The 22,522-nt window shown below is 41.6% G+C and carries 22 protein-coding genes; 13 read left to right on the forward strand and 9 right to left on the reverse strand.

Features of this window, described 5'->3' with window-relative positions:
- Nucleotides 1-73: 73 nt before the first annotated feature.
- The 3 genes from ACVBD2_RS04930 to radC all read left to right on the forward strand — a co-directional run bounded on the left by ACVBD2_RS04930 (nucleotide 74) and on the right by radC (nucleotide 4,940).
- Entirely contained in the window at nucleotides 74-1,744 is a 1,671-nt protein-coding gene (locus tag ACVBD2_RS04930; RefSeq protein WP_414353919.1) for a formate--tetrahydrofolate ligase, read from the forward strand.
- A gap of 181 nt (nucleotides 1,745-1,925) precedes the next feature.
- A complete protein-coding gene (pcrA, locus tag ACVBD2_RS04935; protein ID WP_461686246.1) occupies nucleotides 1,926-4,217 on the forward strand; it encodes a DNA helicase PcrA in 2,292 nt (763 codons plus the stop codon).
- Nucleotides 4,218-4,259: 42 nt separating this feature from the next.
- Complete coding sequence (gene radC / locus ACVBD2_RS04940) at nucleotides 4,260-4,940, forward strand: RadC family protein (RefSeq protein ID WP_461686247.1); 681 nt, start codon at nucleotides 4,260-4,262, stop codon at nucleotides 4,938-4,940.
- Here radC and ACVBD2_RS04945 read toward each other — a convergent pair.
- The 7 genes from ACVBD2_RS04945 to ACVBD2_RS04975 form a co-directional block, all read right to left on the reverse strand.
- Nucleotides 4,937-5,626, reverse strand: coding sequence for a gamma-glutamyl-gamma-aminobutyrate hydrolase family protein (locus ACVBD2_RS04945; protein WP_461686248.1), 690 nt, complete (start codon nucleotides 5,624-5,626; stop codon nucleotides 4,937-4,939). The genes radC and ACVBD2_RS04945 overlap by 4 nt on opposite strands.
- Before the next feature lie 15 nt (nucleotides 5,627-5,641).
- Nucleotides 5,642-6,283, reverse strand: a complete 642-nt coding sequence (locus tag ACVBD2_RS04950; protein ID WP_000653419.1) for a redox-sensing transcriptional repressor Rex — start codon at nucleotides 6,281-6,283, stop codon at nucleotides 5,642-5,644.
- Nucleotides 6,284-6,376: 93 nt separating this feature from the next.
- Entirely contained in the window at nucleotides 6,377-6,580 is a 204-nt protein-coding gene (locus ACVBD2_RS04955; RefSeq protein WP_461686249.1) for a DUF4649 family protein, read from the reverse strand.
- Nucleotides 6,581-6,586: 6 nt separating this feature from the next.
- Complete coding sequence (locus ACVBD2_RS04960; RefSeq protein WP_084975463.1) at nucleotides 6,587-6,934, reverse strand: DUF1831 domain-containing protein; 348 nt, start codon at nucleotides 6,932-6,934, stop codon at nucleotides 6,587-6,589.
- 4 nt (nucleotides 6,935-6,938) lie between these two features.
- Entirely contained in the window at nucleotides 6,939-8,054 is a 1,116-nt protein-coding gene (locus ACVBD2_RS04965; RefSeq protein ID WP_461686250.1) for a cysteine desulfurase family protein, read from the reverse strand.
- Nucleotides 8,055-8,063: 9 nt separating this feature from the next.
- The gene (locus tag ACVBD2_RS04970) at nucleotides 8,064-9,023 is read right to left on the reverse strand and encodes a ribose-phosphate diphosphokinase (RefSeq protein WP_132973328.1); all 960 of its coding nucleotides are present in this window, start codon (nucleotides 9,021-9,023) and stop codon (nucleotides 8,064-8,066) included.
- Between the two features lie 67 nt (nucleotides 9,024-9,090).
- Complete coding sequence (locus tag ACVBD2_RS04975) at nucleotides 9,091-9,660, reverse strand: CYTH domain-containing protein (protein ID WP_132973330.1); 570 nt, start codon at nucleotides 9,658-9,660, stop codon at nucleotides 9,091-9,093.
- 128 nt (nucleotides 9,661-9,788) lie between these two features.
- On the opposite strand from ACVBD2_RS04975, the gene ACVBD2_RS04980 reads away from it, so the two are divergent.
- The 8 genes from ACVBD2_RS04980 (at nucleotide 9,789) to ACVBD2_RS05015 (ending at nucleotide 17,351) form a co-directional block, all read left to right on the forward strand.
- The gene (locus ACVBD2_RS04980; RefSeq protein WP_132973332.1) at nucleotides 9,789-10,460 is read left to right on the forward strand and encodes a GTP diphosphokinase; all 672 of its coding nucleotides are present in this window, start codon (nucleotides 9,789-9,791) and stop codon (nucleotides 10,458-10,460) included.
- Complete coding sequence (locus tag ACVBD2_RS04985) at nucleotides 10,444-11,262, forward strand: NAD kinase (protein WP_038806136.1); 819 nt, start codon at nucleotides 10,444-10,446, stop codon at nucleotides 11,260-11,262. Before ACVBD2_RS04980 ends, ACVBD2_RS04985 begins: the two co-directional genes overlap by 17 nt.
- Entirely contained in the window at nucleotides 11,259-12,155 is an 897-nt protein-coding gene (locus ACVBD2_RS04990) for an RluA family pseudouridine synthase (RefSeq protein WP_084944550.1), read from the forward strand. Before ACVBD2_RS04985 ends, ACVBD2_RS04990 begins: the two co-directional genes overlap by 4 nt.
- A gap of 43 nt (nucleotides 12,156-12,198) precedes the next feature.
- Complete coding sequence (gene pta / locus ACVBD2_RS04995; RefSeq protein ID WP_049518760.1) at nucleotides 12,199-13,173, forward strand: phosphate acetyltransferase; 975 nt, start codon at nucleotides 12,199-12,201, stop codon at nucleotides 13,171-13,173.
- An 82-nt stretch (nucleotides 13,174-13,255) separates the two neighbouring features.
- A complete protein-coding gene (gene mutY / locus ACVBD2_RS05000) occupies nucleotides 13,256-14,434 on the forward strand; it encodes an A/G-specific adenine glycosylase (protein WP_000886131.1) in 1,179 nt (392 codons plus the stop codon).
- A gap of 56 nt (nucleotides 14,435-14,490) precedes the next feature.
- Nucleotides 14,491-15,198 (forward strand): response regulator YycF, encoded by a 708-nt coding sequence (yycF, locus tag ACVBD2_RS05005; protein ID WP_461686251.1) that lies wholly within the window; start codon nucleotides 14,491-14,493, stop codon nucleotides 15,196-15,198.
- Nucleotides 15,191-16,540 carry a cell wall metabolism sensor histidine kinase VicK gene (gene vicK / locus ACVBD2_RS05010; protein ID WP_223326682.1) on the forward strand — a complete coding sequence of 450 codons (1,350 nt, stop codon included), beginning with the start codon at nucleotides 15,191-15,193 and terminating at the stop codon, nucleotides 16,538-16,540. The genes yycF and vicK overlap by 8 nt, the downstream gene beginning before the upstream one ends.
- 1 nt (nucleotide 16,541) lies before the next feature.
- Entirely contained in the window at nucleotides 16,542-17,351 is an 810-nt protein-coding gene (locus ACVBD2_RS05015; protein WP_223326680.1) for an MBL fold metallo-hydrolase, read from the forward strand.
- A 31-nt stretch (nucleotides 17,352-17,382) separates the two neighbouring features.
- On the opposite strand, the gene ACVBD2_RS05020 is transcribed toward ACVBD2_RS05015, so the two are convergent.
- Both ACVBD2_RS05020 and ACVBD2_RS05025 read right to left on the reverse strand, forming a co-directional pair.
- Entirely contained in the window at nucleotides 17,383-17,730 is a 348-nt protein-coding gene (locus ACVBD2_RS05020; protein WP_223326678.1) for a thioredoxin domain-containing protein, read from the reverse strand.
- Between the two features lie 110 nt (nucleotides 17,731-17,840).
- Nucleotides 17,841-19,559 (reverse strand): phospho-sugar mutase, encoded by a 1,719-nt coding sequence (locus ACVBD2_RS05025; RefSeq protein WP_461686252.1) that lies wholly within the window; start codon nucleotides 19,557-19,559, stop codon nucleotides 17,841-17,843.
- A 155-nt stretch (nucleotides 19,560-19,714) separates the two neighbouring features.
- Between ACVBD2_RS05025 and abc-f the strand changes: the two genes are divergently transcribed.
- Together abc-f and ACVBD2_RS05035 are read left to right on the forward strand one after the other, a co-directional pair.
- Nucleotides 19,715-21,616 carry a ribosomal protection-like ABC-F family protein gene (gene abc-f / locus ACVBD2_RS05030; protein WP_461686253.1) on the forward strand — a complete coding sequence of 634 codons (1,902 nt, stop codon included), beginning with the start codon at nucleotides 19,715-19,717 and terminating at the stop codon, nucleotides 21,614-21,616.
- A 3-nt stretch (nucleotides 21,617-21,619) separates the two neighbouring features.
- Nucleotides 21,620-22,483 (forward strand): Rgg family transcriptional regulator, encoded by an 864-nt coding sequence (locus ACVBD2_RS05035; RefSeq protein ID WP_461686254.1) that lies wholly within the window; start codon nucleotides 21,620-21,622, stop codon nucleotides 22,481-22,483.
- Nucleotides 22,484-22,522: the final 39 nt, after the last annotated feature.

Here is a 22,522-nt window from a genome sequence, read left to right on the forward strand (position 1 = left end):
AGAGTTTATGGGTGTTAAAAATCTTGTTTTGTGTTATAATGAATTATCACATTAGAGATTAGAGGAGTTTGTTATGAAAACAGATATTGAAATCGCGCAGAGTATTGAGTTAAAGCCAATCGTGAATGTTGTGGAGAAACTTGGTATTTCTTACGATGATTTGGAGTTGTATGGGAAGTACAAGGCTAAACTCAGCTTTGATAAAATTCGTGCAGTTGAGAGCAATCCAGTTGGTAAATTGATCTTGGTTACTGCCATCAACCCGACGCCTGCAGGTGAAGGGAAATCAACCATTACCATTGGTCTGGCAGACGCCTTGAACAAGATTGGCAAGAAAACGATGATCGCCATTCGCGAACCGTCTCTTGGCCCAGTGATGGGAATCAAGGGAGGTGCTGCAGGCGGTGGTTACGCCCAAGTGCTACCAATGGAAGATATCAACCTCCACTTTACTGGAGACATGCATGCCATTACAACTGCCAACAATGCTCTTTCAGCCTTGATTGACAACCACTTGCACCAAGGAAATGAGCTTGGAATTGACCAACGTCGTATCCTCTGGAAACGTGTAGTGGACTTGAACGATCGTGCACTTCGCCATGTTACCGTTGGACTTGGTGGCCCTCTAAATGGTATTCCACGCGAGGATGGTTTTGATATTACTGTTGCTTCTGAAATCATGGCAATTCTTTGCTTGGCGACGGATATTGAAGATTTGAAACGTCGTTTGGCGAATATCGTTATCGGCTATCGTTACGATCGTACGCCAGTTACTGTTGGTGATTTGCAGGTTGAGGGAGCTTTAGCATTGATTTTGAAAGATGCTATCAAACCAAACTTGGTTCAGACAATTTACGGCACACCTGCTTTTGTACACGGTGGTCCATTTGCCAATATCGCTCATGGATGTAACTCTGTTTTGGCAACAAGCACAGCCCTTCGCTTGGCTGACTATACTGTTACTGAAGCTGGTTTTGGTGCAGACCTTGGTGCTGAGAAATTCCTTGATATCAAGACGCCAAACTTGCCAACATCTCCAGATGCAGTAGTTATTGTCGCAACACTACGTGCTCTCAAGATGAATGGTGGGGTTGCTAAAGATGCTTTGACAGAGGAAAATGTGGAAGCAGTTCGTGCAGGTTTTGCTAACTTGAAACGCCACGTTGAAAATATTCGTAAGTTCGGTATTCCAGCAGTCGTTGCGATTAACGAATTTGTTTCTGATACAGAAGCAGAAATCGCAGCTTTGAAAGAACTTTGTGCCTCAATCGATGTTCCAGTTGAGTTGGCTAGTGTCTGGGCTGATGGTGCAGAAGGTGGCGTAGCGCTTGCTGAAACGCTTGTCAAGACTATCGCTGAAAATCCAGCAAACTACAAACGTCTTTACGACAACGACCTTTCTGTACAAGAAAAGATTGAAAAGATTGTTACTGAAATCTATCGTGGTAGCAAAGTGAACTTTGAGAAGAAAGCTCAAACGCAAATCGCTCAAATTGTTCAGAATGGATGGGACAAATTGCCAATCTGTATGGCTAAAACTCAGTACAGTTTCTCTGACAATCCAAATGCACTTGGAGCTCCAGAAAACTTTGAAATTACCATTCGTGAATTGGTACCGAAATTAGGTGCAGGCTTTATCGTTGCCTTAACTGGTGATGTCATGACCATGCCAGGTCTTCCAAAACGACCAGCCGCTCTCAATATGGATGTTGAAAGTGATGGAACCGTTCTAGGATTGTTCTAATATTTAGATGATATTTAAAGAGTTTGGAAATGCTATCCAAGCTCTTTTTCTTATCTAGATATGAGACCTTGTCTTCAGCTGATGAGAGAGTTTTCTTCTACAAGCAACCAGTCTAGGTAAAGATATTTTCCCTGATTTCTGATATAATAGAAACATTGACTTCAAGAGTAAGGAAGAAAAAATGAACGCATTATTGAATGGAATGAATGACCGTCAGGCTGAGGCGGTTCAAACGACAGAAGGTCCCTTATTAGTCATGGCGGGGGCTGGTTCTGGAAAGACCCGAGTTTTGACCCACCGTATTGCTTATTTGATTGATGAAAAAATGGTTAATCCGTGGAATATCTTGGCCATTACTTTTACCAATAAGGCGGCGCGTGAGATGAAAGAGCGTGCCTACGGGCTCAATCCAGCAACTCAGGACTGTCTGATTGCGACCTTTCACTCCATGTGTGTTCGTATTCTACGTCGTGATGCAGATCATATTGGCTACAATCGTAATTTTACTATTGTAGATCCTGGGGAACAGAGAACTCTCATGAAACGTATTCTCAAGCAATTAAACCTGGATCCGAAAAAATGGAATGAACGCACTATTTTGGGGACTATTTCAAATGCCAAGAATGACCTGATTGATGATGTGGCTTATGCTGCCCAGGCTGGCGATATGTACACGCAAATCGTAGCTCAGTGTTATACAGCTTATCAAAAGGAGCTTCGTCAGTCTGAGTCCGTTGACTTTGATGATTTGATTATGCTGACCCTGCGTCTCTTTGATCAAAATCCTGACGTCTTGACTTACTATCAGCAGAAGTTCCAGTACATTCATGTTGATGAGTACCAAGATACCAACCATGCCCAGTATCAATTGGTCAAACTCTTGGCTTCACGCTTTAAAAATATCTGCGTAGTCGGTGATGCTGACCAGTCTATTTACGGTTGGCGTGGGGCTGATATGCAGAATATCTTGGATTTTGAGAAAGATTACCCTCAAGCTAAGGTCGTTTTGTTGGAGGAAAATTACCGTTCAACCAAAACCATTCTACAAGCTGCCAATGACGTCATCAAAAATAATAAAAACCGTCGTCCTAAGAATCTCTGGACCCAGAATGCGGATGGAGAGCAGATTATTTACTATCGTGCAAATGACGAACAAGATGAGGCTGTTTTTGTAGCCAAAACCATCGATGAACTTGGTCGAACTCAAAACTTCCTCCACAAGGATTTTGCAGTTCTTTATCGGACTAATGCACAATCCCGTACTATTGAGGAGGCCCTCCTAAAGTCCAATATTCCTTATACTATGGTCGGCGGAACCAAGTTCTACAGCCGTAAGGAAATCCGTGATATTATTGCCTATCTTAATCTTATTGCTAATTTGAGTGACAATATCAGTTTTGAGCGCATTATTAACGAACCTAAACGCGGAATTGGGCCAGGCACGGTTGAGAAAATCCGGGATTTTGCCAATATGCAAGAGATGTCTATGCTGGATGCTTCAGCTAATATCATGCTGTCTAGCATCAAAGGAAAAGCAGCCCAGTCTATCTGGGATTTTGCCAATATGATTCTGGATTTGCGAGAGCAACTGGACCAATTAACCATTACAGAGTTGGTTGAGGCCGTCCTAGAAAAAACAGGTTATGTCGATATTCTTAATGCTCAGGCAACCTTGGAAAGCAAGGCTCGGGTTGAAAATATCGAAGAGTTCCTATCTGTTACCAAAAACTTTGATGACAATCCTGATAGCCAGAAAGAAGAAACTGGTTTGGACAAACTCAGTCGTTTCTTGAATGACTTGGCTTTGATTGCAGACACAGATTCAGGCAGTCAGGAGACATCAGAAGTGACCTTGATGACCCTCCATGCAGCTAAGGGACTTGAGTTCCCAGTTGTCTTTATCATTGGGATGGAGGAAAATGTCTTTCCGCTTAGTCGCGCGGCTGAAGATCCTGATGAACTGGAAGAAGAACGCCGTTTGGCCTATGTCGGTATCACGCGCGCGGAGAAAATCCTCTATCTGACCAATGCCAACTCACGCTTGCTTTTCGGTCGTACCAACTACAATCGTCCGACCCGTTTTATCAATGAAATTAGTTCGGACTTGCTTGAGTATCAAGGTTTGGCCCGTCCAGAGAATACTAGCTTTAAGGCATCTTATAGCAGTGGTGGGATTGCTTTCGGTCAAGGTATGAGCTTAGCTCAGGCCCTTCAAGAACGAAAACGAAATGCTGTACCAAGCTCTATCCAGTCAAGTGGTCTCCCATTTGGACAGTTTGCAGCTGGAAATAAAAAAGATTCGACTGATACAAGCTGGTCTATTGGGGATATTGCTCTCCACAAGAAGTGGGGGCAAGGGACAGTCCTTGAAGTTTCAGGTAGTGGCGCTACTCAGGAATTGAAAATCAATTTCCCAGAAGTAGGGCTGAAAAAACTTCTAGCCAGTGTAGCCCCAATTGAGAAAAAAATCTAACTTTCCATCCTTCTCACGAATAATAAAGTGAGGAGGATTTTTATGTACAGTATTTCATTTCAAGAAGATTCACTTTTGCCTAGAGAAAGACTGGTTAGAGAAGGAGTAGAGGCTCTGAGCAATCAAGAATTGTTAGCCATTCTGCTAAGAACGGGAACACGTCAGGCTAATGTATTTGAAATCGCTCAGAAAGTCTTGAATAGTCTTACCAGTTTAACTGATTTGAAAAAAATGACCCTGCAGGAATTGCAGAGCCTTTCGGGTATTGGACGTATTAAAGCCATTGAATTACAAGCTGTGATTGAACTGGGTCATCGTATTCACAAACATGAAACACTTGAGATGGAAAGTATTCTCAGCAGTCAAAAGCTGGCCAAGAAAATGCAACATGAACTTGGCGATAAAAAACAAGAGCACCTAGTGGCGCTCTATCTCAATACTCAAAATCAAATCATTCATCAGCAGACCATCTTTATCGGCTCTGCGACACGCAGCATTGCTGAACCGCGGGAAATCCTTCACTATGCTTTGAAGCATATGGCTACCTCTGTGATTCTCGTTCATAACCATCCATCAGGTGCTGTATCCCCTAGTCGAAATGATGACCATGTCACTAAGCTAGTCAAGGAAGCCTGTGAACTGATGGGAATCGTTTTCTTGGACCACCTGATTGTCTCGCACTCTGATTACTTTAGTTACCGTGAAAAGACGGATTTGATTTAGAGTTCGTTAACAACATAGTCAAATAGCGTTTTATCCTTGGGGCGGTTTTCAAAGAGAAACTCAGGATGCCATTGAACACCAAGATAAGGGAAGCCGTCCGTAGTTGTCACAGCCTCAATAATTCCATCTTTAGGATCATGTGCTACAACCTTAAGATTAGGAGCTAGATCTTTAATACTCTGGTGGTGGAAGGAGTTGATATGAGAGATTTCTCCGTAGATTTCTCGGAGAATTGTATCAGGCTCCGTTACGAGGCGTTGGGTCGTGTATTCGGCTGAACAGTCCTGCCAATGATCCTCGATATCTTGGTGAAGCGTACCTCCCATAGCGACATTGAAAAGCTGGGTACCCCGACAAACAGAGAAAATTGGTTTCTTCTGCTTGATGGCTTCTCTGATAAGGGCTAATTCAAACTGGTCTCTTTGAAGATGGTAGTCATCGCTGTCAATTGTTTTAGGCTGGCCATAGAATTTTGGATCCACATTTTGCCCACCTGTTAGGATGAGTTTATCAATCATAGCGACGTAATGGCTTGCCATTTCTTGATCACCAATCGGTAGGATGATTGGAATTCCGCCAGCGTCCTTGACTCCTTCAACAAAGCCTTTCGCTGCATAGCTCATCATGATGTCATCATCTGGATGAGCTTTTTCATTTCCTGTAATCCCAATAACTGGTTTTTTCATAAATGCTTTCGCTTTCTAATCCTCTTTACGCATAAAATAGAGGAGAGTTTGGAGTTCGCTTGTCAAATCGACATACTGAACGACCACATCTTTTGGAAGGTGAAGGTGGACGGGTGAAAAACTAAGAATACCTTTTATACCTGCATCAACCAAAAGATTGGCAACTTCTTGTGATTTAACACTTGGAACTGTTAGGATAGCAGTTTTGACATCTGCTTCTTTAATTTTTTCTTTAATCTGTGAGATACCATAGATTGGAATACCATCAGGTGTCTGGGTGCCAACTTCTGGATGGTCATCTAGGTCAAAGGCCATGATAATCTTCATCTTGTTGCGCTCATGGAAGCGGTAGTGGAGAAGGGCATGACCCATATTGCCAATTCCAACCAACATAACATTAGTAATCGAGTTATCATTAAGGAGGTCAGCAAAAAACGTCATCAATTTTTTGACATCGTAACCAAAACCACGACGACCAAGTTCACCAAAATAGGAAAAATCTCGGCGAACAGTTGCAGAATCGATACCAATAGCCTCTGCAATTTGCTTAGAGTTGGCACGTTCAATTTTTTCTGCATGAAATCTCTTGAAAATTCGATAGTAAAGAGAGAGTCTTTTTGCTGTTGCTTTTGGGATAGCAGACTGTTTATCTTTCACAAAATCACAACCTTTCTATTCTTCTATTTTATAGAAACATTGTGAAAAAATCAACAAAAACAAGAAAAAACTAAGAAAATCTTAGTTTTAGTCTTAAAAATTAGCTTGTGATAGAAAACGGTAGAGATCGCCAACTAATCCTTGATAAATCACTTTATCATTCAGTGTTAAGGAGCTGATTAGGAGAGTGTCGGGCAGGGTCACACAGCCTGATAGGGATAACATGAGTTCTTCGTAATCGGCAAATTCAAGTGTACGTTCTACTTGATAGTTATCTTGATAGGTAAGTCGATACATAGTCAATTATCTCTCTTCTTTTGTGAAGATACCGCGTTCTACAAGACTGTCCATGAGGAAGTAGAATTTCTCTTGGTGGATATGGTGATCTTCAGATTTAAAGATATTCACCAAACGAAGACCTGATTTGTCAGTGATATTAATTTTAACACCTGTAAGCTCTTTGTTGATGATAATTTTTAGTAGGAAACCTTCACCACTATTAGGAACTTTTTCAAGTAGACGAGTCAGTTCGTAGTTTCCTACCTTTGTTTCAAAGAAAGTATTGTCTTTTAGTGTGAATTTTTTGACAGATGGGCTAAGTGTGTAGTCGTAGCGGCAGTTTTGCAGTTTAATGGTTTTTTCGAATGCCATTAGGTTAATCTCCAATAATATTTTTTAAGGTTTGAGCCAGTTGTTTCAGTTCGTTCTCGGTATTAAGAGGAGAAAGACTGATACGGACAGACTCTTTTAAACGATGGGAATCGGGTCCATAGAAAGCTTCGAGTACATGACTGGTCTGCACAATACCAGCAGTACAGGCTGAACCGGTTGAAATTGAGATTCCTTCTAGGTCTAACCGAAGTAAGAGCAAATCATTTTTTTGACCAGGGAAACCGATATTGAAAACATAAGGCAGTTGATCTTGACCTTCATTGAGATAGAAGTCGAGTTCCGCAATTTCATCAAGAAAAGCAGATTTTAATCCCTCTAGTTTTTGGTAATGGTCAGCCTGATGCTCCAAGTCTTCTTTGAGAGCGGCAACCATGCCTAAAATGGCAGCGAGATTTTCTGTTCCAGCCCGTTTCTTTTGTTCTTGGTCTCCACCGTGAAGGTAGGGATCAAAGTCCACAGTCGAAGCGTAAAGAAAGCCAATTCCCTTTGGTCCATGGAACTTGTGAGCAGAAGCACTGAGAAAATCAATTCCTAACTCCTCAGGATAGATAGGGATTTTCCCAATAGCTTGAACAGCATCAACATGATAAGCAGCAGGATGGTCTTTTAAAACATGTCCAATCTCAGCAATAGGTAAAAGACTCCCAGTTTCATTATTGGCATACATGGTAGAAACGAGGATGGTATCGTCACGTAAAGCCTCTTGAACCTGCTGCGCAGTGATTTCTTGATTTACCGGTTGGATGATGGTCACTTCAAAGCCAAAATGTTGAACCAGATAATCAATGGTTTCAAGGACAGAATGGTGTTCAATAGCTGTCGTGATGATGTGTTTTCCTCTTTCTTGATGGCGGAGACAATAGCCGATAATAGCTGTATTGTTACTTTCTGTCCCTCCAGATGTGAAAAAGATTCGTTGTGGCTTGGTTCCTAGTAAGTGAGCTAACTCCTGACGGGCTTCACGGAGTAGTTTACCAGCATGGCGACCATGACTGTGAATACTTGAAGGATTCCCATGGGTTTCTTGCATGACCTTGGTCATTGCTGTTATGGCTGTCGCTGACATAGGAGTAGTGGCAGCATTGTCCAAATAAATCAAAGAATCACCTTATTCCTTTTTATTATATGCAAAGAGTGGGCTAACTGGTTTTCTTTCGTGGATACGGACGATTGCATCACCGATCAATTCGCTAGCGGTAATGTAGCACACATTTTTCGGAGTTCTTTCTTTGGTTGCTACAGAGTCTGTCACAAGGATTTCTTTGATGTTAGTAGCATCAAGAAGGTCAGCAGCGCCTTCTACAAAGAGACCATGACTGGATACCGCATAGATTTCAGTTGCACCTTCACGCTCGACGATTTTTGCTGCTTCTGAGAAAGTACGTCCAGTATTTAGGATATCGTCAATCAAGATGGCCTTCTTGCCATCAACATCACCGATGATATAGCCTTGGCTACGCTCTGAATCGTCTTGAGCATAGTCGATGATTGCGATTGGTGCATCTAAATATTCAGCTAAGCTACGGGCACGTTTGACACCAGAGTTTTTTGGACTTACAACAACGACATCTGATCCCAGCAACCCTTTATCGCTGTAGTGTTTAGCAAAGAGAGGAATTGTATAGAGGTTATCTACTGGAATGTCAAAGAAACCTTGAACCTGAACAGCGTGGAGGTCAAGCGTTAGAACACGACTTACACCAGCCTTGACAAGCATATTGGCAACTAGTTTTGCAGTGAGGGGTTCGCGAGAAGAAGCGATACGATCCTGACGAGCATAACCAAAGTAAGGAAGGACAACGTTGATACTATGAGCACTTGCACGTACACAAGCATCGACCATGATTAACAACTCCATCAAGTGGTTGCTAACGGGGTAGCTGGTTGATTGGATGATGTAGACATCGTAACCACGGACACTCTCTTCAATGTTGACTTGGATTTCTCCATCAGAAAATTGGCGTGAAGATAATTTTCCGAGAGGTACACCAACCGTTTCTGCGATTTTTTGTGCAATTTCATGATTGGAATTAAGTGCAAAAAGTTTCATGTTGTTTCTATCTGACATTATAGACCGTCCTCTGTAAACTCTAAATATTTTATCTCCATTATTTTACCAGAAAATGGAGATTATTTCAGCATTTTTTCATGCTTTTAATAAAACGAATTAATTTTGAAGGAGTTTTCTGATAAGTGATCTGATTTTCTTCTAAGAATTTCTGAAAATCGGCTTTCCCTTTTTCATGGTCGGTGACTTCAAGCTCAAGTTCATAGTCTGTATGATCAAAGTAGTGACTTTCATCTAGTGCCATTAGACCAATCGACGTTTCCATTTCGTAACGAATAGTTGCAAGACAGCCCAGAACAAACCAGTCTTGGCTTAGAATACCAATCTTAGCAAGTTCCTCTAGAACGACCCCTTGAGGAAGTTTTTGTTTTTCCAGGTATGATTCAGCCTCTGGAAGATTCAGTTTCTGGTTGTATTCCATATTTCCTACAGTTTGTGGCACCTTCAAGGTCAACTCCGCCCAATCTGAAAAGGTGCGCATGCGCATGGCAACCTTTTTTTCACGCAACTGGAAATCAGGTGTATCAATGTAGTAGTTTTTCTGTAGGACGGGTTGGATATGAGAAAACTGTTCTTTTAAATGATCGTAATCCTCTTTTTTCAGTAGTGTTTTCAGTTCAATTTCTAAATGTTTCATTTTTCTAACCTTTTTTCTATCTTTGAAAGCGATTTATGGTATAATGGACAATGTATTTATTGTATATGATTGTAGTGAAAAAATCAAAAATTTTCAACAACACAATCACATACCAAAAGGGAGAAAATATGACCATAGAATGGGAAGAATTTTTAGATCCTTACATTCAAGCTGTTGGTGAATTGAAGATTAAGCTTCGTGGAATTCGAAAACAATATCGTAAGCAAAACAAGCACTCTCCGATTGAGTTTGTTACTGGACGGGTGAAGCCGATTGAAAGTATTAAGGAAAAAATGAATCGCAGAGGGATTGGCTACGATACTTTGGAACATGACTTGCAGGATATCGCGGGTTTGCGGGTCATGGTGCAGTTCGTCGATGATGTTCAGGAAGTTGTTGCGATTTTACGCAAACGCCATGATATGAGAGTCGTTCAGGAACGGGATTATATCGCCCATCGTAAGGCTTCGGGCTATCGCTCCTATCATGTGGTGGTAGAGTATACAGTTGACACCATCAGTGGTGTTAAGACGATTCTGGCCGAGATTCAAATCCGGACCTTGGCTATGAACTTTTGGGCTACCATTGAGCATTCGCTCAATTATAAGTATCAGGGAGATTTTCCAGAAGAAATCAAAAAAAGACTAGAAATCACGGCCAAAATTGCTTATCAACTAGATGAAGAAATGGGTAAGATTCGAGATGACATCCAGGAAGCGCAGGCTCTCTTTGATCCTTTGAGTAGAAAACTAAACGACGGTGTAGGAAATAGTGACGATACAGATGAAGAATACAGGTAAACGAATTGATCTGATTGCAAATAGAAAACCGCAGAGTCAAAAGGTTTTGTATGAGCTGAAAGACCAGTTGAAAAAACATCATTTTATACTCAACGACACCAATCCTGACATCGTCATATCAATTGGTGGGGATGGGATGCTTTTGTCTGCATTTCACAAGTACGAGAATCAGTTAGATAAAGTTCGATTTATTGGCGTACATACAGGACATTTAGGATTTTATACGGATTATCGTGACTTTGAGTTGGACCAGTTGGTTACCAATCTCCAACTGGATACTGGTGCCAAGGTTTCCTATCCTGTTTTGAATGTCAAGGTGACACTTGAAAACGGAGAAGTTAAGACCTTCCGTGCATTAAACGAAGCCAGCATCCGCAGGTCTGATCGCACCATGGTTGCGGATATCATCATTAATCATGTTCCATTTGAGCGATTTCGAGGAGATGGAGTAACTGTTTCAACGCCAACTGGAAGCACTGCCTATAACAAGTCCTTGGGTGGAGCTGTCTTGCATCCTACTATTGAGGCCTTGCAGTTGACTGAAATAGCGAGTCTTAACAACCGAGTCTATCGCACTTTGGGATCATCAATCATTATTCCCAAAAAAGATAAGATTGAACTTTTGCCGACACGCAATGATTACCATACGATATCAGTCGATAACAGCGTCTATTCCTTCCGTAATATCGAACGGATAGAGTATCAAATCGACCATCACAAGATTCACTTCGTAGCGACTCCAAGCCACACTAGTTTCTGGAATCGTGTTAAAGATGCCTTCATCGGCGAGGTGGATGAATGAGGTTCGAATTTACCGCAGATGAGCACGTCAAAGTCAAAAATTTCCTCAAGAAACATGAGGTTTCCAAGGGACTTTTGGCTAAGATTAAGTTTCGAGGCGGGGCTATACGGGTCAATGGCCAAGCTCAAAATGCGACCTATCTCTTAGATATTGGAGATAGAGTAACTATTGACATTCCTGCAGAGGAAGGGTTTGAGAGCCTTGAAGCTATTGATCGACCACTCGATATTTTATATGAGGATGACCATTTTCTGGTTTTGAATAAGCCTTATGGAGTAGCTTCCATCCCCAGTGTCAATCATTCCAATACCATTGCCAATTTTATCAAGGGCTACTATGTCAAGCAAAACTATGAAAATCAGCAAGTTCACATCGTGACTAGGCTTGATAGAGATACTTCTGGTTTGATGCTCTTTGCCAAGCACGGCTACGCTCATGCACGTTTAGACAAGCAACTGCAACGAAAGTCTATCGAAAAACGTTACTTTGCTTTGGTTAAAGGAGCTGGTGTCTTGGAGCCTGAAGGGGAGATTATCGCCCCGATTGCGCGTGATGTGGACTCCATTATCACGAGACGGGTTGCCAAAGGTGGGAAATACGCCCATACATCTTATAAAGTTATAGCGTCTTATGGAAATATTCACCTAGTCGATATTCGTCTGCATACTGGACGAACTCATCAGATACGAGTGCATTTTTCTCATATCGGTTTTCCTTTGTTGGGAGACGATCTCTATGGAGGCAGCCTAGACGACGGTATTCAGCGCCAGGCCTTGCATTGCCATTATTTATCTTTTTATCATCCTTTTCTAGAGCAAGATTTGCAACTAGAAAGCCCCTTACCGGATGATTTCAGCAATCTTATTACTCAGTTATCAACTAATACTCTTTAAAATCTATTTGGAGTATAATTTATTTTCTTAAAGGAGAAAACTCATGGAAGTTTTTGAAAGTCTCAAAGCCAACCTGGTTGGCAAAAATGCTCGTATCGTTCTCCCTGAAGGGGAAGAGCCACGTATTCTTCAAGCGACAAAACGCTTGGTAAAAGAAACAGAAGTGATTCCTGTTTTGCTTGGAAACCCTGAAAAAATTAAAATTTATCTCGAAATCGAGGGGATCATGGATGGTTATGAAGTGATTGATCCCCAACACTATCCTCAATTCGAAGAAATGGTTGCTGCCTTAGTAGAGCGTCGTAAGGGCAAAATGACTGAAGAAGAAGCGCGCAAAGTTTTGGTTGAAGATGTCAACTACTTTGGTGTGATGCTAGTCTACTTGGGCTTGGTTGACGGTATGGTATCTGGTGCGATTCACTCAACTGCCTCAACAGTTCGCCCAGCCCTTCAAATTATCAAAACTCGTCCAAATGTAACTCGTACTTCAGGTGCCTTCCTCATGGTACGTGGTACGGAACGTTACCTATTTGGTGACTGTGCCATTAACATCAATCCAGATGCAGAAGCCTTGGCTGAAATTGCCATCAACTCAGCAATTACAGCTAAGATGTTTGGTATTGAACCTAAAATTGCTATGCTAAGCTATTCTACTAAAGGTTCAGGATTTGGTGAAAGTGTTGATAAGGTAGTGGAAGCTACAAAAATTGCTCACGACTTGCGCCCTGACCTTGAGATTGATGGGGAGTTGCAATTTGACGCTGCCTTTGTTCCTGAAACTGCAGCTCTAAAAGCTCCAGGAAGTAACGTAGCTGGTCAAGCAAATGTTTTTGTCTTCCCAGGTATCGAAGCCGGAAATATTGGGTACAAGATGGCAGAACGTCTCGGTGGTTTTGCGGCTGTAGGACCTGTTTTGCAAGGTTTGAACAAACCTGTTAACGACCTTTCTCGTGGATGTAATGCAGATGATGTGTACAAGTTGACCCTTATCACAGCAGCTCAAGCAGTTCATCAATAAGATTTAGTCCTCTTTCCCATGGGAAGAGGCTTTTTAGTACTGAGAGAAGGACAGTTAGAGTCTTCTGTGTTATACTAGAGATATGTTAGATTTGAAAGAATATGGTATCGTCATGTGGCCGGAGGAGAAGATTATTTCTTTTCGTGAAAAACTCCTCAATTGGTATGATGAAAACAAGCGAGATTTACCTTGGAGGAGAAGTAAAAATCCTTATCACATCTGGGTATCTGAAATCATGCTCCAGCAGACTAGAGTGGATACAGTTATTCCATACTACGAACGATTCTTGGACTTGTTTCCAACAGTTGAAAGTCTGGCCAATGCCCCTGAAGATCGTTTGTTGAAGGCTTGGGAGGGATTGGGCTATTATTCTCGAGTGCGCAATATGCAGGCTGCAGCCCAGCAGATTATGACTGACTTTGGGGGGCAATTTCCAAATACCTATGAAGGAATTTCTAGTTTAAAAGGGATTGGCCCTTACACTGCGGGAGCTATTTCCAGTATCGCTTTTAATTTGCCTGAGCCAGCGGTTGATGGCAATGTCATGCGGGTTTTGGCACGCTTGTTTGAGGTTGATCATGATATCGGAGTTCCCAGCAATCGCAAAATTTTTCAGGCAATGATGGAAATCTTGATTGACCCGAAACGACCAGGTGACTTTAACCAAGCTCTGATGGATTTAGGGTCTGACATAGAGGCTCCAGTTAACCCTCGACCAGAAGAAAGCCCTGTTAAGGACTTTAGCGCAGCCTATCAGAATGGGACTATGGATGTATATCCAATCAAAGAGCCCAAGAAAAAGCCCCTCCCAATCTATCTCAAGGCTTTGGTTGTACGCAATGACCGTGGGCAATATTTACTAGAGAAAAATGAAAGCGAGAAACTGCTAGCCGGTTTTTGGCATTTCCCCTTGATCGAAGTTGATGATTTCTCAAGTGATGACGATCAGCTAGATCTCTTTTCACAAGTCAAAGAGGAAAGCAGAGCATTTGGACCAAGCCCTCAAGAAAACTTTGAGCAAGATTATGATTTAGAAGTGAATTGGTCCCAGCAAGTATTTGACCAGGTCAAGCATGTATTTAGTCATCGGAAATGGCATATTCAAATCATCGCTGGTCAAGTGACGGAAACAAAACAGTTTTCTGACAGAGAAATTCGCTGGGTTTCTCCTCAGGAGTTTTCTGATTATCCACTTGCGAAACCTCAACAAAAAATTTGGCAGGCTTATAAAACAAATCTTGAAGATGAAGGCCTACAGTAGCCATTTGTGCCTTCTTTACATTTTTTTGTTATAATAGATAAAGAAAAGGTGATAAAATGAAAAAAATATTAATTGTTGATGATGAGAAACCGATCTCGGATATTATTAAGTTTAATATGACCAAAGAAGGCTACGAAGTTGTAACAGCCTTCAACGGTCGTGAGGCGATCGAGCTATTTGAGGCGGAGCAACCAGATATTATTATCCTGGATTTGATGCTTCCTGAAATCGATGGTTTAGAAGTTGCTAAGACTATTCGTAAGACTAGCAGTGTTCCAATCATTATGCTATCGGCCAAGGATAGCGAGTTTGACAAGGTTATCGGTTTAGAACTTGGGGCAGATGATTATGTGACCAAACCCTTCTCAAATCGTGAGTTGCAAGCGCGTGTGAAGGCCTTGCTCCGCCGTACAGACCTCGCTTCAGTGGATAGTCAAGAAACTGATGAAAAGAAATCTCAACCCCTTCAGATTGGCGATTTGGAAATCGTTCCAGATGCTTATGTGGCTAAGAAATACGGTGAGGAACTGGATTTGACTCATCGTGAGTTTGAGCTCTTATACCATTTGGCTTCCCATATTGGACAAGTTATTACTCGTGAACACTTGCTTGAGACTGTCTGGGGTTATGACTATTTTGGTGATGTTCGTACAGTGGACGTGACCATCCGACGTTTGCGTGAAAAAATCGAAGACACTCCAAGCCGTCCAGAATACATCCTAACACGTCGTGGTGTGGGTTACTATATGAGAAATAATGATTGAAGATATTAGACAAACGATTCTGACCAGCGATTTTATCTTTATTTTGATTTTGCTAGGCTTTATCTTGGTGGTCACCTTGCTATTGCTAGAAAATCGCCGTGATAATATTCGGCTAAAGCAGATTAATCAAAAGGTCAAGGATTTGATTGCAGGGGATTATTCTCGAGTTTTGGATATGCAAGGAAGCTCTGAAATCACCAACATCACCAATAACCTCAATGATTTGTCTGAGGTCATTCGTTTAACACAGGAAAATCTGGAGCAAGAAACAAAAAGGCTTAACAGTATTCTTTCTTATATGACAGATGGAGTTCTTGCAACCAATCGCCGTGGTCAGATTACTATGATTAACGATATGGCTAAGAAACAGCTGGGTATCGTAAAAGAAGAAGCATTGAACAAAAGCATCCTAGAATTGCTTAAGATAGAGGATGAATATGAACTGCGTGACCTCATTACACAGATTCCTGAATTGATGATTGATTCCCAAAATGCTAATGGAGAATATCTTAGTCTTCGTGTGCGTTTTGCACTCATTCGTCGTGAGTCTGGATTCATTTCTGGTTTGGTTGCCGTTTTGCACGATACGACTGAACAGGAGAAGGAAGAGCGTGAACGGAGACTCTTCGTGTCCAATGTTAGCCATGAGTTGCGGACACCTTTGACTAGTGTTAAATCTTACCTTGAAGCCTTAGACGAGGGAGCCTTATATGATCCTGTTGCTCCTGATTTTATCAAGGTTTCGCTTGATGAAACCAACCGTATGATGCGGATGGTGACAGATCTCTTGCATCTCTCTCGTATTGATAATGCGACCACTCGGTTGGATGTGGAATTGATTAATTTTACAGCCTTTATCACCTTTATCCTCAACCGCTTTGATAAGATGAGAAGTCAGGATGAGGAGAAAAAATATGAGCTGGTTAGAGATTATCCTATCAATTCTGTTTGGATCGAGATTGATACCGATAAGATGACTCAGGTGATAGATAATATTCTCAACAATGCTATCAAGTACTCACCAGATGGTGGGAAAATTACTGTCAGCATGAAAACGACTGAAGACCAGATGATTTTATCTATCAAAGACCAAGGTCTAGGTATTCCAAAGCAAGATTTGCCGAAGATTTTTGACCGCTTTTATCGTGTGGATCGTGCAAGAAGTCGTGCACAAGGTGGAACTGGTCTAGGTCTGGCTATTGCCAAGGAAATTATCAAACAACATAATGGCTTTATTTGGGCCAAAAGTGAATACGGTAAGGGGTCAACCTTTACCATCGTGCTCCCTTATGATAAGGATGCCGTAAAAGAAGAAGTCTGGGAGGATGAAGTAGAAGACTAGAATGAGTGAAATAGGCTTTAAATATAGTATTTTAGCATCAGGTTCCAGTGGAAATTCCTTTTATCTGGAAACCCCAAAAAAGAAAATATTAGTGGATGCAGGCTTGTCTGGTAAGAAAATTACCAGCTTGCTAGCTGAAATCAATCGCAAACCTGAAGATCTGGATGCGATTTTAATTACGCATGAGCACTCAGACCATATCCATGGAGTCGGTGTCTTGGCTCGCAAATTTGGCATGGACCTTTACGCTAATGAAAAAACCTGGCAGGCTATGGAAAATAGTAAGTATCTCGGTAAGGTAGATTCCTCGCAGAAGCACATTTTTGAAATGGGGAAAACCAAAACCTTTGGTGATATCGACATTGAAAGTTTTGGGGTCAGTCACGATGCAGCAGCGCCACAGTTTTATCGTTTTATGAAGGATGATAAGAGTTTTGTCATGCTGACCGATACAGGTTATGTCAGTGATAGAATGGCAGGAATTGTCGAGAATGCTGACGGTTACCTCATCGAGTCCAACCACGATGTGGAGATCTTGCGAGCAGGTTCTTACGCTTGGCGACTCAAACAGCGAATCCTATCGGATCTTGGTCACCTCTCTAACGAAGACGGTGCTGAGGCCATGATTCGTACAATGGGAAATCGAACAAAGAAAATCTATCTTGGGCATTTGTCCAAAGAGAACAATATTAAGGAGCTGGCTCATATGACCATGGTCAATCAGCTAGCCCAAGCGGATCTGGGAGTCGGAGTAGACTTTAAAGTTTATGATACCTCACCAGATACCGCAACACCATTGACAGATATATAAAAAGAAGGCGAGTGCCTTCTTTTATTGTCTTTCACAATCCTGCAAATTCTTTGATTTCTTGTGCTGACATTGAAGAGTCGCAACGGACATTGATTTGACCATCTGCAACGTGGACAAAGCCTGGTACAGTTGGAATTCCATAACGTGAACGGAATTCTTGCAACTCATTGAGTTGGCTTGGTTCCTCACTGTTGATGAAGTAGATGTGTGCTTTAGTTTCAGCTAGGACACCTGCCAATGTGCCAGCAAATTTACGACAGTAAGGACAAGTTTTGCGACCGATGAAGAAGGTCGTTGTTTCTTTATTATCGAGTGCTTCTTGGGCACGGGCAACAGTAGTCACTTCAAGGTCTTTAATATCTTCTAAAAACTGATTCATAAGAATACCTCTCTTTTTTTGATAAAACTAGTATGCCACAAAGTTTCTAAAATTGCTCGGATTTGATACGAAAAAAAGATGAGATCGTTTTATCTCATCTTTTATCTTGCTTATTTTACAAAGGCATTGATTTCCGCTTCGATATTGGCAATCTTAGCTTGTGAATCTTCGTTGCTTTGATCCACAACTGCAATATAGAACTTGATTTTTGGTTCTGTACCTGAAGGGCGAACAGCGATCCAAGAACCATCCGCAAGAGTGTATTTCAAAACATCACTTGGAGGAGTTGTTAAGGCAGTTACAATACCATCAGCAGTAGTAGAAGTTTGTGCCTTGAAGTCTTCTGTGATTGAGATAGCAGTAGCGTTAAATTCTTTCGGACCATTGTCACGGAACTTAGCCATGATTGCTTTGATTTGCTCAGCTCCATCGACACCTGAAAGAGTAACAGAGATGGTCTTTTCAGCATAGTAGCCGTATTCTTTGTAGATTTCTTCGATACCGTCAGCAAGAGTCAAACCACGTGAACGGTAGTAAGCAGCAAGCTCAGCAACAACAAGAACGGCTTGGATAGCATCTTTATCACGTACGAATGGTTTGATTAAGTAACCGAAGCTTTCTTCAAATCCCATCATGTAAGTGTGATTGTGCTTTTCTTCGAATTCTTGGATCTTTTCAGCGATAAATTTGAAACCTGTCAAAACGTTGAACATGGTTGCGCCGTAGCTTTCAGCAATCTTCGTTACCAAGTCAGTTGATACGATGGATTTACAAAGGGCTGCATTATCAGGAAGAGTTCCAGCATTTTTGTGGGCTTCCAAGATATATTTAGCCATGATGGCGCCGATTTGGTTACCTGAAAGGTTAAGGTAGCTACCATCTTTTTGAAGAACTTCAACACCAACACGGTCAGCATCAGGGTCAGTTGCGACCAGTACATCTGCACCTACTTTGCGTCCAAGCTCTTCAGCAAGTGCAAAAGCTGCTTGGCTTTCTGGGTTTGGAGATTTCACAGTAGAGAAATCAGGGTCTGGAGTTGCTTGCGCTTCGACGACTTGGACAGAGTCAAATCCTGCTTGAGCAAGAGCACGACGAGCCAACATTTCACCAGTACCATGAAGTGGTGTGTAGACAATCTTCATGTCTTTACCGAATTCTTCAATCAAGGCTGGGTTGATGTTGACATCTTTAACTTCTTTGAGGTATTCCGTATCAACAGCTTCGCCGATGACTTCAATCAGGCCAGAAGCTTTTTCAGCTTCCACATCAGCAACTTCAACAGCAAATGGGTTTTCGATAGCACGGATGTAAGTTGTCAAAGCGTCCGCATCGTGTGGAGGCATTTGCCCACCATCCTCACCATAAACCTTGTAACCGTTAAATGGAGCAGGGTTGTGACTGGCAGTAATCATGATACCTGCGAAACAGTTGAGGTGACGAACAGCGAATGACAGTTCAGGAGTTGGACGAAGGCTTTCAAATACATAAGATTTGATACCATGTTTTGCTAGAACTGCAGCAGATTCAAAGGCAAATTCTGGTGAGAAGTGACGGCTATCGTAGGCAATTGCCACACCACGTTCTTTTTCATTTCCACCTTTTGACTCAATCAAACGAGCCAAACCTTCAGTTGCTTGACGAACAACATAGATATTGATACGATTTGTACCAGCACCAATCAAACCACGCATACCAGCAGTACCAAATTCAAGATTGGTATAGAAGGCATCTTCCTTTGTTTTTTCATCCATATTTTCCAAATCTTGACGAAGGTAGTCAGGAAGTTCAGCAAAATCTAACCATTTTTGATAGTTTTCTTGATAAGTCATAGAGGATCTCCTTTTTTTGTAAATTCTTTTAATCGCTTTCATTATATCACGATTTATCATTTTAGTAAAACGTTAGCATAACTTTCTGAAAAAGCTTGAAATGAAATGGATTCTATAGTCTTGAACCCCTTAGGGAAACATGCTATACTACCTATATGATTATTTTACAAGCTAATAAAATTGAACGTTCATTTGCAGGAGAGGTTCTTTTTGATAATGTCAATCTGCAAGTTGATGAACGAGATCGGATTGCCCTCGTTGGGAGAAATGGAGCGGGTAAGTCTACTCTTTTGAAGATTTTGGTTGGAGAAGAGGAGCCAACTAGTGGGGAAATCAATAAGAAAAAAGATATTTCTCTGTCTTACCTAGCCCAAGATAGCCGATTTGAGTCTGAAAATACCATCTACGATGAAATGCTTCACGTCTTTGATGACTTGCGTCGGACTGAGAAACAACTTCGTCATATGGAACTGGAGATGGGTGAAAAGTCTGGTGAGGATTTGGATAAACTGATGGCGGATTATGATCGTTTGTCAGAGAATTTCCGTCAGGCTGGTGGCTTTACCTATGAAGCCGATATCCGTGCTATTTTGAATGGCTTCAAGTTTGATGAATCTATGTGGCAGATGAAAATTGCCGAGCTTTCTGGTGGTCAAAATACTCGTCTGGCTCTAGCAAAAATGCTCCTTGAAAAGCCTAATCTCTTGGTCTTGGACGAGCCAACCAACCACTTGGATATTGAAACCATAGCCTGGTTGGAAAATTACTTGATAAACTATAGCGGTGCCCTCATTATTGTCAGCCACGACCGTTATTTCTTAGACAAGGTTGCGACGGTTACACTCGATTTGACTAAGCATTCCTTGGATCGTTATGTAGGCAATTACTCTCGCTTTGTTGAGTTAAAGGAGCAAAAGCTAGCTACTGAGGCCGAAAACTATGAAAAGCAACAGAAGGAAATTGCTGCTCTGGAAGATTTTGTCAACCGCAATTTAGTCCGTGCTTCAACGACCAAACGTGCCCAATCCCGCCGTAAACAACTGGAAAAAATGGAGCGTTTGGACAAGCCGGAAGCTGGTAAGAAATCTGCTAACATGACCTTCCAGTCTGAAAAAACGTCGGGCAATGTTGTCCTGACTGTTGAAAATGCGGCTATTGGCTATGATGGAGAAATATTGTCAGAGCCTATCAACCTAGACCTTCGTAAGATGAATGCTGTTGCGATTGTCGGACCAAATGGTATTGGTAAGTCAACCTTTATCAAGTCTATTGTGGATCAGATTCCTTTTATCAAAGGAGAAAAGCGATTTGGGGCCAATGTTGAGGTTGGCTACTATGACCAGACTCAAAGCAAGCTGACACCAAGTAATACTGTTCTGGATGAACTTTGGAATGATTTTAAACTGACACCAGAAGTTGAAATCCGTAACCGTCTTGGCGCTTTCCTCTTCTCAGGGGATGATGTTAAAAAATCAGTAGGCATGCTGTCAGGTGGCGAGAAAGCTCGTTTACTTCTTGCTAAACTTTCAATGGAAAATAATAACTTCTTGATTTTGGACGAGCCGACCAACCACTTGGACATTGATAGCAAGGAAGTGCTAGAAAATGCCCTGATTGACTTTGATGGAACCCTTCTTTTCGTCAGTCACGACCGTTATTTCATCAACCGTGTAGCCACTCATGTTTTGGAATTGTCCGAGAATGGTTCTACCCTCTATCTAGGAGATTATGACTACTATGTTGAGAAGAAAGCAGAAGTAGAAGCAAGCCAGACAGAGGAAGCTTCAATGAGTAATCAAGCAAAAGAAGCAAGTCCAGCTAATGACTACCAGGCACAAAAAGAAAGTCAGAAAGAAGCCCGTAAGCTCATGCGTCAAATAGAGAGTTTAGAGGCTGAAATTGAAGAGTTAGAAGCTCAAAGTCAAGCCATTTCTGAACAAATGCTGGAAACCAACGATGCTGAAAGGCTCATGGAATTGCAGACTGAACTGGACAAAATCAGCCATCGTCAGGAAGAGGCTATGCTTGAGTGGGAAGAATTATCGGAGCAGGTGTAAAAAATGGAACATCTTGGAAAGGTATTTCGTGAATTTCGAACGAGTGGGAAGTACTCCTTAAAAGAGGCGGCAGGTGAATCATGTTCAACCTCTCAATTATCTCGCTTCGAACTTGGGGAGTCTGACCTAGCAGTTTCTCGTTTCTTTGAGATTTTGGATAATATTCATGTGACTATTGAAAATTTCATGGACAAGGCTAGGGATTTTCAAAATCATGAACATGTTGCCTTGATGGCACAGATTATTCCGCTTTACTATTCAAATGATATTGCAGGTTTTCAAAAGCTTCAAAAGGAACAGCTTGAGAAAGCAAAGAGTTCGACCAATCCCCTCTATTTTGAGCTGAATTGGATTCTGCTACAAGGTCTGATTTGTCAAAGAGATGCTCGTTACACGATGAGGCTGAGTGATTTGGAAAAGGTAGCAGATTATCTTTTTCAAACAGAAGAATGGACCATGTATGAGTTGATTCTTTTCGGGAATCTCTATACTTTTTACAATGTGGACTATGTGGCTCGGATTGGCAGAGAAGTTATGGAGCGAGAAGACTACTACAAGGAAATTGGTCGGCATCGAAAACTTGTTTTGATTTTAGCTCTTAACTGTTACCAGCATTGTTTGGAAAACCGTTCCTTTACGGATGCAGACTATTTTAAGGGTTATGTGGAGAAGTTGATTGGAAATGGTATCAAGCTTTATGAGCGCAATATCTTCCATTATCTCAAAGGTTTCGCCCTCTATCAGAGAGACTTGAAAGAAGAAGGTTGTAGTCAGATGCAGGAAGCCATGCATATTTTTGAAGTACTTGGACTTCCAGAGCAAGTGGCCTATTATCAGGAACATTATGAAAAATTTGTAAATCCTTAAATTTCCCAAATAAGGGAAAATCGAAGGGACTCCTTTCAG

This window comes from Streptococcus sp. KHUD_018, assembly GCF_054861215.1.